A 15,374-nucleotide genomic window follows, 5' to 3' on the forward strand; every position below is an offset into this window, starting at 1 on the left:
TTTATGTAAGCAGCGGGGAAAGGTTTCCCTGATAGAGGATATGAAGGTAATACATAGCGCGGGACAAGGCCACATACAGGAGTTTGGCATCATGAAAATCGGCAGTGAATTTCTTAGCGGAAGCGTTCCAGATGATAACACCGTCAAATTCGAGGCCCTTGGCCAGCAGGATAGGAGCCACGGTGATGCCGCCCTGGTAATTGAGAGCGTTGCCGGTGATCAGATTCAGGCTGGTAAGATGGGGAGCGGTCTGTTGCAGGCTTTCATAGAGCTTCTGACTGTCGCTTTCCAGCTTGGTTAAAAGGCCAATGGATTTGCAACCCAAGTTTTGATATTCTTCGATAACTTCAGGAAGACGCTTAAGGGCTGTAAGCGGTGAAGAAGCTTGTTCAATGACCGGCTGCCGGCCAATTTCATAGACGGGGATAGCTTTTGACCGGCCGGTAGGGAGAACCTTATTAAATAAATCGACGATTTCTTTCGCTGACCGGTAGCTGAAATTTACTTCATAATAGCGGCATTTGGCTGTGGCGAACACTTCTTTCAGCAATTCCTGCCAGCTGGCAAGTCCCCGGTCGGTGTGAATGGCCTGGGACATGTCCCCCATGATGGTAAAGGAACTGTTGCGGGACAGACGGGAGAGGATGATGTATTCCAACAGATTGCTGTCCTGGCCTTCGTCTACGGCAATATGATCGAACTTTTCGACATGGGCAAAGCCGTCAAGCAGGTATTTGAGATAGCAAAGGGGCGCTAAATCGTCCCGCTCGATATGCCCGGTTGCGAGTAACGCCAGTGTATGGGACAAGAGAGCCTCTACTGGGACGCCGTGGGGCTTAACCTTGCGCCACGCCTGTTTGTCGCGAAACAGTTCCTTATAGCCGGTCAATAGGTCCAGCACCGGCCATTTGGCAAACTGTTGCGCAATAAACTTCTCGCCTTCGGCAGCATAGCGGGCTGCCGTTTTTTCATCTGCCCTTGCCTGGCCGCGCCTGGTTTTGGTTTCGTAGACTTCGATAAAGTTTTTAACCCGGAACCGGATGTATTTTTGCAATGATCCCAGCCGTTCGTTATAGGGTACGGTCGCCCCCTCAAGCACCTTTGCCAACTGCTGCTCCCTGGTAATAATCAACTGATCGTCAAACAGCCGGATTTCTTTTAGTTGTACACAAAACTTTTCCAGCTTTTTGTCCAAAAATGCTTCCATGACTTTAATTAATTCCGGGGTGCCTTTCCATTTCGCCAGGGCGGCCTGAGTGGCTGTTGGTGTTGCCGTGCGGCTGATAACCGGCTCAATTTGCATAATGGTTGCTGCCAGATCGGCAAAAGTCGTTTGTCTGACGTCCTGCGCGTCGATTTCCGGCAGCAATTCTGAGATGTAGTCAAGAAAGATCTTGTTTGGCGCGACAATGACCAGTTTTGCCGGATTGAGTTTTTCATTATAGAGCAGGTAGGATAAGCGGTGCAGCCCGATCGTACTTTTGCCGGAGCCGGCTACCCCCTGAATGATGGTCACTTGATTGAGCGGTTCCCGGATAATCTGGTTTTGTTCGGCACGGATGGAAGTCACAATATCCTTAAGCTTGTCACCGGCCCCGGTTAACAGCCGCTCCAAGAGAAAAGGGTCGGCGATAAGCGATTCCTGTTGGCGGGACATGATTTTGCTCAACAGATTGTCCTCCGACATGGAGAGCAGCGAGCCGTCTTCAATTTTATACTGTCGTTTCAGCCTGACATCACCGGTGTAGGTGTAGCGGTCCAGCACTTCGTAGCTGGCCCGTCCGTCCTGGCATTCATAAAAAATGGTGGACACCGGGTCACGCCAGTCAAATACCAAAATATCTTTGACACTTTCAATATCCAGTTTCGCTACTTTCGTCCGGCCAATGTAGTATTGATCAAAGTCTTCAGCCCCATCCTCCCGGAAATCTACCCGGCCAAAATAAGGCGTGTCCATTGCCTTGGCGATATCGGCGGCTTTAACGGCATGGTCGCTTTTCATCAGCGAGTGAACATAGGCGCTCACCTCATCTTTTTTGGAGAGCGACTGGTTGATTTTATGGACACGGTCCTCCATGTCGTTTTCAAGATCGTTAATGATTTGTTTCATAGCTTGGATGGTTTCGGCTAAGTGTTGTTGTTCCCAGGGAAAATCGGGATGGTTGCTCATCTATTTTACCTCGCGTTATCGTAACATTATCTTATAAGTCTGCTAGAATAGTATAGGCCGTTATTATTGTGTTTAGCAAGCGGATTTTCTTATGCTTACCAAGTTTTTACCCGGAAATTCGACTGGGAGAGAGGGCTGAGTCAATTATCGGACAAGCCGGGTGTAACCGAAGGTGAATAATCAATCCGCGTATTTCCCGATTAGTGGAATACGGATTTTGTTTTGGCTTAGCTTGGTACGTGAGACGCGTATGAATAGCAGTAGTCATGGAAATATAAAGAATTTATTATAAAATTAGCAAAAAATCGGAGGGAATTTATGGACTTATAGGGAAATATATACATATAGTGAGCTTTATGGAATTTATTAATTGCAATCAATAATCACTACTTTTTTCTTTTCGAAACATATAGTAGCCAATAAAGGTTTACAGGCAGGGTGTTAGTAAAAGCACAAGTCAAGGGCGCCAGCAGTGGAGCGTTACGAACACCCTGACAGCTGGGGATCTTTATTGGATTTCATCTAGGAAATCTGGTGTGCCAAATGAATGATTCCCGGTATAAACAATGCATCAAGCTAGGCCTGGGGATTCTACTTATCCTCATTACCGCCACAAACCTCACCTGGGCGGCACCGCCTACTCGAACCGATATCGAAGATCAAAACCGCAAGGCGCGTCAGGCAGACCAGGAACGCAGCCTGCGCCAGCAAAAAAAAGATGTTTTCCTGCAAAAAGAAAAAACAGGCCCAGCCGCCGTCGTTTTGCCGGTGGAAACGCCCAGCTTCCTGATTCATACCATTAATATCGCGGGCGACGAAACGGGGAAGTTTCCCTGGATAAAAGAACTCACCGGCAAGTATCAGGGTCAGAAAATTGGCTGGCAGGGGATCAACATCATTGTCAAAAACCTGACCAACGCCTTCATTGACCGCGGCTATGTTACAACAAGGGTACTGATCCCGCAACAGGATATATCATCTGGTGTACTCACTCTGCAGGTAGTTCCCGGGACCATAAAGGACTTCAAGCTAGCTGATCCCACGATTCGGGTGGATTGGAAAAGCGCCTTTCCGGCAAGACCGGGCGATATTCTCAACCTGCGCGACCTGGAACAGGGACTCGAACAATTGAAGCGCCTTCCCTCGCAAGACGCGGAAATGCAGCTCTTGCCCGGGGACAAGCCTGGCGAATCCATTGTGCAAATCACCGTCAAACGGAAAAAGCCGTGGAAAATAGCGCTTTCCTTAGACGATTCCGGCAGCAAAGCCACCGGCAAGCTGCAAGCCGCAGCAACCTTTTCTCTGGATAACCTCTTGGGCAGCAACGACCTATTCAACATTTCCTTGAACCATGACGCCGAAAACAAAGGCGACCGGTACGGCACCCGGGGCGACAGCTTCAGCTATTCCTTTCCCCAGGGCTACTGGACCTATTCCGTGACCGGTTACGCCTATAAATACCACCAGACTATTGAGAGCCAGGGAACGACCTTCGTGTCCTCCGGCCGTAGCCGCAACCTTGAAATCAAAGCCGAAAAATTAATCTACCGCGACCAGACCCAGAAAAACACACTGGCCGTCAGCCTGATCAAATCCATAAGCAACTCCTTCATTGACGATACCGAAATCGAAATTCAGCGGCGCCGAACCACCGCGGCTCAGTTCGCCTTCAACCATAAGCAGTACAACGGCCAGGCCGTGCTCGACTACACAGTAGCCTACAAGCGGGGCGTGCCCTGGCTGGGGGCCCAGGACGACCCCTATGCCAGTGATCCCGGCGAGCCAACCACCCGTTACAACATCTGGACCCTGGATGCCAGTCTGACCACCCCCGTTACCCTCGGCCAGACCCAAGCCAGCTACACCGCCAGCTTGCACGGGCAATACACCAAAGACAGGCTGTATGCCGCCGAATTCCTCAGCATCGGCAACCGCTACACCGTAAGGGGTTTTAACGGCGAACAGACCCTGGCCGCCGAAAACGGCTGGTATCTGCGCAACGAACTGAGTGTGCCCGTAAAGCAAACCGGCCAGGAAGTCTACCTGGCCTTAGACATCGGACAGATCAGCGGGACCTCTGCCGGTCAAGCCCCCGGTAAAAGCCTGATTGGCTCCAGCCTGGGCCTTCGCGGCCAGCTGGGCGGCGCCCAATACGATGTATTCCTCGGCGTTCCCCTTAAACGGCCGTCCGGCCTCGACGTTCCGCACCATGTTTGCGGCTTCCAATTCATATATCAGCTATAAATAGCGGGAAATCATATCTCATGGAGGAGATCATATGATTGGTTTTTCATCAGGGAAGAGAAATTTAAACAAATTCATCGCTTGGTTCACCTTGGCCGTATTCAGCCTGCAGCCCGTCGGTGCGGCCGCGCAGGTTGCAGCCGATCCCCAGGCGCCGGCCAATAACCGGCCGGTAGTAGACAGTGCGCCGAACGGAACGCCTGTCATACAGATCAACACGCCTTCCGCGGCCGGCGTCTCGCGCAATCTGTATCAACAATTTGATATAACAGCGAAAGGCCTTATTCTCAATAACTCCTTCAAACTAACCACAACCCAGCTCGCCGGCTACATCCAGGGCAACCCTAACCTGGCCGGCGGCGCCGCCCGCCTCATCCTTAACGAAGTCACCGGCAATCACATCAGTAACCTGCGCGGTTATCTCGAAGTCGCCGGCCAGCGGGCCGATGTCATCATCGCCAACCGGAGCGGCATCGTCGGCAATGGCTTTGGCTTCATTAATACTAACCGAGGCGTCCTGACCACCGGTGTGCCCGTCTTTGGCGGCAGCGGCAGTCTGGACGCCTTTCGTGTTACCAGGGGCCAGATCAGCGTTCAAGGCACCGGCATCGACGCCACCGGCGCCGACCGGGTTGACCTCATCAGCCGGGCCGTCAACTTCAACGCCGGCATCTGGGCCAAAGAACTTAACGTTGTGACCGGCAGCAACAACGTAGCCTATAACACCCTAAAGCCCCAAACGGTTGCCGGCGAAGGGGACCAGCCCCAAGTGGCCCTTGACGTCAGCGCCTTAGGCGGCATGTACGCCAACAAAATCAAACTCGTGGGCACCGAACGGGGTGTGGGCGTCAACAGCCGGGGAACGCTATCGGCTGCGGGCGACCTTATCCTCACCAACGAAGGCAAAATCACCCTCAGCGGCCCCACTAACACCACTGGCAACCTCACGATAAATACAACCGACACCCTCACGAACCAGGGGACAACCTACGCCCAGGGCAACACCCGCGTTACCGGCAGTACCGTAACCAATACCGGCGTACTGGCTGCCGGGCAAAACACCCAAATCTCAGCGCAAACCATGCAGTCCACCGGCACCTTGGCCGCCGGCCTCCGTAGCGACGGCACCGTCGGCACCAGCGGTGACCTGAATCTTGCTGCCACCGGCACAGTAAGTGCCACTGGCAACAACATCGCCGCCGGCAACCTCACCGAAACCGGGGCGGCAATCGACCACCGCGGCGCAAACACCTACGCCGGCCAGGCGGCTGCCGTCACCGCAACCAGCGGGAATATCAACCATACCGGTGCGGCCTTACAGGCCGGCGGGGCCTTAACCATGAGCGCTGCCGGTTCGGTCACCAACGATAAAAGCGTGAACGGCACCGCCGGTCAAATTACGGCCGGCAACATCGCCATAACGGCCGCTGGCATTAGCAATAAGGGCGGGAGTATTGCCCAGACCGGTGCCGGTGCCACCTACCTTATTGCCGCCAATACGATCGACAATACCGAAGGCACCGTCGCCACCAACGGTTCCTCCCTTAGCCTTAAAGCCAATACCGTGACAAATAACCAGGGGAAAATACAGCATGCCGGGACCGACAAGCTGATGATCAACACCGGCGGTGACATGACCAACCATAACGGTACCATCCGGAGCAATGGCCAAACCAGCGTTAGCAGCCAGAACCTCGACAATACCCAGGGTACGGTTGCCGCCCAAAAAGAGCTGGCAATCACCGCCGCTGCTGTGGACAATACCCAGGGAACCCTAGCCGCTGCTGATGCCCTGAGCCTCTCAGCCACCGGCGCTATTCATAATCAACAAGGCATCATCCAGGCGGGTAAAAGCCTATCCGTCAGCTCCCAGGCCTTAAATAACACGAGCGGTCAAATCATCAACCTTGACGCAAGTGACACCACTATAACGGTGAAGGACAGTTTGCAAAACCAATCCGGCCTCATCGGCGGCAACGGCGATGTACACGTTACAGCGCACGACGTAGCAAGCCAAGGCGGCCGGATTATCGCCCACAACAACCTTACGATTACAAGCGGGCAAAGCACCGACAATACCCGGGGCACAATCTCTGCCGGGCAAGCTATTCATTTCAACCAAAGTAAGGCCAGCCTGACCAATGGCGGCGGCACAATAACTGCCGGCGGGGCTTTACAAATCCAGGCGGCGACCGTGGACAATACCGGCGGCAAACTGGCGGCCAACCAAGATGTTACCCTCACTGCCCAAAACCTAACCGGCAGCGGCCAGACGGTCGCCGGCCAGGATATTACCCTAGCTCTGACCGGCGATCTGGTAAATAGCAGCGGCGGCCAGCTCAAAGCTAACCGCGACCTGAACATTAATGCCGGCGGTATGGTGACGAATCAGGGAAGCATCACAGCTGTCGGAAACGCCAACATAGCAAGCGGTTCTATCACCAATGAGGCCGACGCCGTCCTGGCGTCCGGCGACAGCCTGACCCTTGCCGCTGCCGGCACTATCGCTAACAGTGGTCAGCTAGCCGGCAAGGCGGTTGCTGTAAGTGCCTTACATGTAACCAACACCGGCAGCGTGAGTGCCGCTACGTTACAAACAGTGGCCAACAGCCTGGCAAACAGCGGGCGGATAACCAGCACCAACAATATGAACCTGCTGGTTCAGGGGGACCTCGTTAACCAGGGAGTCATGTATGCGCAGGGAAATACCAACATTACGGATGTACATACCCTTACTAACAGCGGTGTGCTGGCTGCTGCCCACAACCTAACCATCGCGGCCAGCGAAGTGGCGTCGACCGGCTCGCTGGGTGCAGGGATTGCCAGTGACGGCAGTGTTGGTGACGTAGGTAACCTCACCGTTACTGCTAGCGGCACCCTTAGCAGTCAGGGGCAGACCTTGGCCGGCGGCAACCTCACCCTTACTGGCGGCAGCCTGGATCTGAGCGGCGGCAAAACCTCCGCCGGCGGCCTAGCCGGCATCACGGCCATCGCCGGCGACATCAACAATACCGGCGGCAGTATAAAAGTTGGCCGTACCTTAACCGTAAACGCCGGCGTCGCCCTAAAGAATGATGCGGCGGCCAATGGCAGCCAGGGCCAGATCGTTGCCGAAAAAGTGGCCGTCACTGCCAAGAACGTCAGCAATAGAGGCGGCAGCATTAAGCAGCTTGGTGCGGCAGCAACCAGCCTGAAGGTAACCAGCATCGACAACACCGGCGGCACCCTGGCCACCAACGGCGAATCCCTGACACTGGCAGCGGCGGAAATCAAAAATAACGGGGGACAAATCCAGCACGCCGGCACCGGGGCTTTGGTCATAAAAACAAGCGGTGATATTGAAAACAAAAACGGTCTCATCGCCGGCAACGGCAGCGCCAGCCTGGAAGGGCAAACCATTGATAATAGCCAGGGCACGGTTATCGTTCAAAAAGCAATGAAGATCACGGCCGGCGCCGTTAACAATGAGCAAGGCACCTTGACCGGCGCCGATCAAGTAACCCTGACAGCCGCCGGAGCCGTGAACAACCGGCAGGGCATTCTGCAGGCAGGCAAAGGCTTGGCTATTAGTTCCCGGTCACTCGCTAATACCGGCGGCAAAGTCATTAATCTCGACACTGGTCATACGAAAATAACAGTAACGGAAAGCCTGCAAAATGGTTCCGGCCTCATAGGCGGCAACGGTGATGTCGACATTACGGGCCAAAGCCTGAGCAACCAGGGCGGCCGGATTACTGCCCAAAAGAGCCTAACCCTCACCAGTGAACAAACCACCGATAATACTGGCGGCACCATCGCTGCCGGTCAGAATATCACCCTCTGGCAAAGTGGGGCTAACCTGACCAATCAGGACGGCACAATCAGCGCCGGCGGCATTCTGCAAATCCAGGCGGCGGCCGTGGATAATACCAAGGGGAATATCGCGGCCAATAACGATGTCACCCTCACAGCCCAAAGCCTGAACGGTAACGGCCAGACGCTGGCCGGCGGGGACTTAGCCATAACCGTAACCGGCAGTCTGACCAATAGCGTCGGCGGCCAGTTCCAAGCCAACCGCGACCTGAACATTAATGCCGGCGGTGCGGTGACAAACCGGGGAAGCATCACGGCCGTTAGGAACGCTGCTCTGATGGGCGGTTCTATCACGAATGAGGCCGACGCCGTCCTGGCGTCCGGCGACAGCCTGACCCTTGCCGCTGCCGGCACTATCGATAACAGCGGCCAGTTAGCGGGACATGATGTTTCAGTAAGTGCCTTACAGGCAACTAACGCTGGCACCGTGAGTGCCGCTGCGTTAACAATAGCGGTTAACGGCCTGAAAAACAGTGGCCGAATGAATAGTACCACCGCTATGAACCTGCAGGTTCAGTGGGACCTCGTTAACCAAGGCGTCATGTACGCGCAAGAAAATACGAATATTACGGATGTACATACCCTTACCAATAGCGGCGTGCTGGCCGCTGCCCACAACCTAACTATCGCGGCCAGCGAAGTGGCGTCGACCGGCTCGCTGGGTGCCGGGATTACCAGTGACGGCAGCGTTGGCGACGCGGGCAATCTCACCGTTACCGCTGGCGGCGTTGTTGCCAGCCAGGGGCAGACCTTGGCCGGCGGCAACCTCACCCTGAGCGGCGGCAGCCTGGATCTGAGCGGCGGCAGAACCTCCGCCGGCGGCCTAGCCGACATCACGGCCACAGCCGGCGACATCAACAATACCGGCGGCAGCATAAAAGTTGGCCGTACCTTAACCGTAAACGCCGGCTTCGCCATAAAGAATGATGCGGCGGCCAATGGCAGCCAGGGCCAGATCATTGCCGAAAAAGTGGCTGTTACCGCCAAGAGTATCAGCAATAGAGGCGGCAGCATGAAGCAGCTTGGTGCGGAAGCTACCAGCCTGAAGGTAACCAGCATCGACAACACCGGCGGTACCCTGGCCACCAACGGCGCGTCCCTGACACTGGCAGCCAATGAAATCAAAAATAACGGGGGACAAATCCAGCACGCCGGCACCGGGGCTTTGGTCATCAAAACAACCGGTGCCCTGGAAAACAAAAACGGCCTCATCGCCGGCAACGGCAGCGCCAGCCTGGAAGGGCAAACCATAGACAATACCCAGGGCACGGTTATCGCTCAAAAAGCAATGAAGATCACGGCCGGCGCCGTCAACAATGAACAAGGCACCTTGTCCGGCGCCGATCAAGTAACCCTGACAGCCGCCGGCGCCGTGAACAACCGGCAGGGCATTCTGCAGGCAGGCAAAGGCTTGAATCTGAGTTCCCGGTCACTCAACAATACCGGTGGCAAAATCATTAACCTGGATACCAGTCACACCCAAATCCAGGTAACAGAGAGTCTGCAAAATGATTCCGGTCTGCTGGGCGGCAACGGCGATGTCGACATTACAAGCCAAAGCCTGAGCAACCAGGGCGGCTGGATCACTGCCAAAAATAACCTGATACTCACCAGTGAACAATACACCGACAATACCGGCGGCACCATTCTTTCCGGGCAGGATCTAAGTCTTAAACAGGCTGGGGCTAATCTGAGCAATACGGCAGGGACAATCACTGCCGGCAGAAATTTGGCAATTCAGGCGGCGGCCGTCGATAATACCGCCGGTAATCTGGCGGCAAACCAGGATATCATTCTCACCGCGCAAAGTCTGAACGGCAACGGTCAGACACTGGCCGGTGAGGATATAGCCATAACCGTGACCGGCAGTCTGACCAACAGTGCCGGCGGTCAGTTTAAGGCCAACCGCGACTTGAACGTAACTGCTGGCGGTGCGCTGATCAATCAGGGGAACATGATAGCGGTCAGAAACGCCACACTAGTAGGCAGTTCTCTTACCAATGACACGAATGCCGCCCTAGCGACAGGAAGTACGTTGACCCTTTCGACGGCCGGCAAGGTAGCTAACCGCGGTCAGCTAGCCGGCAAAGATGTTTCTGTAAGCGCGTTACAGGTAATCAGCAGCGGCAGTGTGAATGCCGATGTAGTAAAAGTAGAAACCAATAGCCTTACAAACAGCGGTCAACTGAACAGTACGGGCGATATAAACCTTTTGGTTCACGGCGACCTCAGCAATCAGGGAACTATCTACGCGCAGGGAAATGTGGGCATTCAGGCTGTACAGATGCTTACAAACAGCGGCATAGTGGCTGCCGGCCACAATACAACGATCGCGGCCAACGAAGTGGCCTCGACCGGCGCGCTGGGGGCTGGGATTAACAGCAATGGCAGCGTTGGCGACGCCGGCGATCTCACCATTACGGCTGCCGGTGCCGTTGCCAGCCGGGGACAGGCCCTGGCTGGCGGCAATCTGACCATTACCGGTGAGGCCTTAGAGCTTACCGGCAGTAGAACCTACGCCGGCGGCAGCGCCGGTATTACAGCTACAACCGGTGATATCAACAATAGCGGCGGCACCATCGAAACCGGAAATGCTTTAACCATGAAGGCCGCCGGCAATGTCCAAAACGCTGCGGACGCAACCGGCAATAAAGGCCGGATTGTGGCTGGCACTGTGTCGATTACGGCCAATACCATCGATAACCATGACGGCCATATTGCCCAGACCGGCGCCGGCGCCACCAACCTGATTGCCGCCGACACCATTGACAATACCGGCGGCACCATAGCTACCAACGGCGATGCAGTAACCCTGCAAGGCAAGTCGCTGCTGAATAGCAGTGGTCAGCTCCAACATGCCGGCACCGGTCTTCTTACCATCATCGCTGCCAATGGCTTGGATAATAGTAATGGTACGATTGCCGGCAACGGCCGGGCAGATATTAAGAGCCAGGGGTTTTTTGACAATACCCAAGGCTCGATCATCGCCCAGCGACAACTGGCGCTGCAGGCAGCGGCCATCACCAATACCCGGGGCTTTCTTGCCGGGGATACGGTCGACATTGCTTCTCAGGCAACACTTACCAACAACCGGGGGCTGATTCAGGCCACGAAAGGCTTGAACCTTACAGCCCGAGCACTGGCTAACCAAAACGGCAGCATCCTAAGCCTGGATCAGAGCGGGGCAACCATTGGCGTTGACCAGGCCATTGACAACACCAACGGACTGATTGGCGCTAACGGCGATCTCAGCCTAACCGCTGCTAGCCTAACCAATCAGAATGGTCAGGTCTTAGCCCAAGGAACCTTAACCGTGAACGCCGGTCAGGGAATTGACAATACCGGCGGCAAATTATTGGCCCAGCAGGATCTGAAGCTCAAGCAAAGTAGTTCAACGTTAAACAACACCGACGGCAACATTAGGGCTACCGGGAACCTTACCGTGGAGGCCAAGACGATTCAAACCGCTAACGGCACCCTGTCCGCCAGCAAGGATATGAACCTTACTACCCAAAATCTGACCGGGTCCAACCGCAAGCTAACGGCCGGGCAGGACGTGAATCTTACGGTAAACAGTGATTTTACCCAGGAAGCCGGCAGCCAACTGCAGGCCAACCGGGATGTGCATCTAGCCGTTACCGGTACGCTGACCAATCAAGGTACGATTACGGCGGTACGCAATGCCAGCCTGAACGCCGCTGCGGTTACCAACAATGCGGGCGCTACCCTGTCGGCCGGAACGGGATTAACGATTGCCGCAACAGGCGATGTCAATAACAGTGGCCGGTTTGACGGGAACACGGTAGTGGTACAGGCCCAGAATGTCAACAATACCGGTACGGTAACGGCCAATGACCTGACCGTACAAGCTAACACCATCAAAAATACCGGCGATGCGGCCATTCTGGCTACTACCGGCGAGATGAACCTGAACGCCGCTGGTTCTGTGGAAAATAAGGACGGGGCGAATATCTACAGCATGGGCAATATCACCATCGCCGGCAGTGCGCGACGCGATAGCAACGGACAACCGCTGGATAGAACTAACTCAGTACTTAATCAGTCGGCTACGATTGAAGCTGACGGGAATATATCAATCTATGCGAATGATATTACGAATAAGAAGCGAGTTTTGGAAGTGGGGGAAAAGGTTGTATCTAAGATAATATACGCGTCAGCTGTTGATAAAGTGGTGTTAGTTGCCTACCACCTGGGGGGCAATAATAACGATGTCAAGGAAGAATTATGTACTGATTTATTAGATTCGACTGCTGCAAAAAAAATTAGTAATAATAATACTGGAGCATTAGACCAATACGGAAACAGAGCACCTACATGGTTACTTGGAGAAACCACTACCGAAACATACTTCATAGATGACTCGCCTGCAGGTGAGATAAGAGCAGGTCGAAACATTTTATTGCAAGGCGTAACGGTGAACAATAACAATAGTACAATCATTGCTGCAGGGACACTTGAAGCTAGCGGTATCCTCAATAATCTATCACAGGGACGAGTAAGAATAACAACCCGTCATTTAGCTGATACCTATTGGGATAATCGCGTTGGCAATACTAGTGGTACAGGTCCGAAGGGTGCTTTTGAAGGTTCCAAGGATTGGATAACGGATGGGACATATTACAATAAAATTCTTCGGCAATATGATGACTCGGTATACGAACAGCTATCCGGCTACTCCTCCATCTTCGGCGGTGGCCAACAGGTCATCATTAACGGGCCAAGCGTCAATAACATCACGAAGAATCCCACCAACGTTACCGGCGGCAATTTTTCCACTTTACAAACTACCCAGCAGTCCAACGTGTCCAAGATTCAAACCGTATTAGGCAATGCCAATTTACAGGGTGGCAGCAATTTAGGTCAGAGTACCGGTACTTCCGTGAGGCCAAGCAATACGCCCGTAAACAACCCGGCAACCGTAGGCGAAGCCGGAAAGTATGGCACTCTATCTGAAATTCAGAAGGATACAGGCGGCAATACAGGTTTACCGGGCAGTACGGCCCTGGGACAGAGCGGAGTCAGCGTGAAGCCAAGCAGTGCGCCTGTCAGTAACCAGACAACAGTAGGTGAAACAGGCCAGCATAGCCCGCTTTCTACTATTGAGAAAGAAACAGGCGGCAATGCCGCTTTACCAGGCAGTACGGCCTTGGAACAAAATGGAGTAAGCGTGAAGCCAGGTAATACGCCTGTAAATACCCAGGCAACGGTGGGAGACGCCGGGCACGCCGCCACGGTAGCAGAGGTAGCGAAGCAACCGAGCATGAATATTACCCTGCCTACTAACGGCCTTTATACAATTCACAGCGAACCGGGCAGTAAATATTTAGTAGAAACAGATCCCCGTTTTGCCAATTATCAAAGCTTTATTTCCAGCGATTATATGTTGCAGCGGCTGGGCCTAGACCCAAGCAAAACACTGAAGCAAATCGGCGATGGCTTTTATCAGCAGAAATTGGTTCGTGATCAAATTAGCGAGTTGACGGGAAAACAAGTATTGAACGGTTATTCCTCTGCTCAGGATCAATACAAAGCATTGCTGGAAAGTGGCGTTACCTACGCCCAAAAGTTCAACCTCCAGGTCGGCGTGGCCCTATCGGCTGAGCAAATGGCCCAGCTTACTTCCGATATGGTCTGGCTGGTGGAACAGGAAGTCCAGGGGCAGAAAGTGCTTGTGCCGGTCGTCTATCTGGCCCCCAACCATACGGGCAGTCTCACTGCGGGCGGCGCAATTATTACGGGCGATAACGTCAGCATCACGGCCGATCAGGATATTGTCAATCAAAACAGTACCATCAGCGGTGGACAGGTTAATCTTGTTGCCGGCCGCGATATCAAAAATGAGACAACCACCTATGTCGCCAAAACCGGCGAAAACGTAGCAGCCGGTAACGACATCCGGACAATAGCCGGGCAAATGGCGACAATCAGTTCGCTCGGCAATGTAAACATTACTGCCGGCCGGGACATAGCCATCACCGGTGCAAAAATCTCGGCAGGAACAGATCTAACTCTCGACGCCGGCCGCAGCTTAACCGCCGGTGCCACCGTCACAACCGATACAACTACGGCGAAAAACTATCTATATGACGCAACTACCAACATAGCCAGCAGCATTCAAGCCGGCAACAATCTAAGCCTGACAAGCCGACAGGATGCCAATCTGAGCGGCGTTCAAGTGGCAGCGGGCAAAGATGTTACCATTACCTCTTCGCTGGGAAACATTAACATGAACTCAGTGCAAGATAAAGAGAGCGTAGACCAAAAGACCGGCTTCTGGAGGAAAAATTTTTACCAAAAAGAAACAACGGCCAATGTTGTTAGCAGCATTACAGCCGGCAACAACGTAACGTTGACAAGCCAGCAGGATCTCAACCTAAGTGGTGCCCAGGTAGCGGCCGGGCAGAATCTTACGCTCCAATCGACCGCCGGCAATATTAACCTTACCGCCGTCAAAGACGAAACCCTGGAAGATAAAAAGGTAGGTTCCGGCAGCAATTGGAAACGCACCCGCACGGACGATGAAACCGTGATCGGCAGCAGCCTGCAGGCCGGCAACAATATTACTGTTGCGGCTGTAAATCCGGCAAACAGCAGTACAGCCAATCCCAATAGCGGCAGCATTACCATTGCCGGCAGCAGCCTTACCAGCGATAAAGGCACTGTGACGCTTGTGGCCGACAACGATGTCGCCGTTACCGCCGTCACCGAAAAACACGAATCCCTCGTGCAATCCCATAAGAAAAAAAGCGGCTTCTTATCATCGAAAACCACAGATAAGCTCGACTATTCCTTAACCAACGAAGTAAAAGGCAGCACCATCTCCGGTGAAGCAGTCCATGTTACCAGCGGCAAAGATCTTACGGTTAAGGGCAGCAACGTTGTCGCCACCAACGATGTCAATCTCCAAGCGGATAACGACGTAACCATTACCTCCACCCAGGAAACCGGCGCCGACGAGCATTACAAGAAAGTAAAAAAATCCGGCCTCTTCAGTGGCGGCGGCCTGGGTTTTACGATCGGCACGCAGTCGACCAAAACGACCCTGAACGAACAAGTCAAAGACGAAATCGGCAGCACGGTCGGCTCC

3 protein-coding genes are annotated in these 15,374 nt (G+C 53.9%); 2 read left to right on the forward strand and 1 reads right to left on the reverse strand.

Going from position 1 to position 15,374, the window contains the following annotated elements; genetic code table 11:
- Window position 1 precedes the first annotated feature (1 nt).
- Complete coding sequence (locus tag BLR65_RS07480) at window positions 2-2,170, reverse strand: HelD family protein (RefSeq protein WP_093793563.1); 2,169 nt, start codon at window positions 2,168-2,170, stop codon at window positions 2-4.
- A gap of 543 nt (window positions 2,171-2,713) precedes the next feature.
- Here BLR65_RS07480 and BLR65_RS07485 point away from each other — a divergent pair.
- Complete coding sequence (locus BLR65_RS07485; RefSeq protein WP_093793564.1) at window positions 2,714-4,414, forward strand: ShlB/FhaC/HecB family hemolysin secretion/activation protein; 1,701 nt, start codon at window positions 2,714-2,716, stop codon at window positions 4,412-4,414.
- A gap of 34 nt (window positions 4,415-4,448) precedes the next feature.
- The coding region (locus tag BLR65_RS07490) for a two-partner secretion domain-containing protein (RefSeq protein ID WP_093793565.1) at window positions 4,449-15,374 on the forward strand (10,926 nt) is incomplete at its 3' end.

It is taken from the genome of Sporomusa acidovorans (assembly GCF_900101845.1).
GTDB classification, from domain to species: domain Bacteria; phylum Bacillota; class Negativicutes; order Sporomusales; family Sporomusaceae; genus Sporomusa; species Sporomusa acidovorans.

What these genes read in the sequence shown, in the direction of transcription:
- BLR65_RS07480 (WP_093793563.1), bottom strand. Translation starts at nt 2,170, where the DNA reads ATGAGCAACCATCCCGATTTTCCCTGGGAACAACAACACTTAGCCGAA.
- BLR65_RS07485 (WP_093793564.1), top strand. Translation starts at nt 2,714, where the DNA reads ATGAATGATTCCCGGTATAAACAATGCATCAAGCTAGGCCTGGGGATT.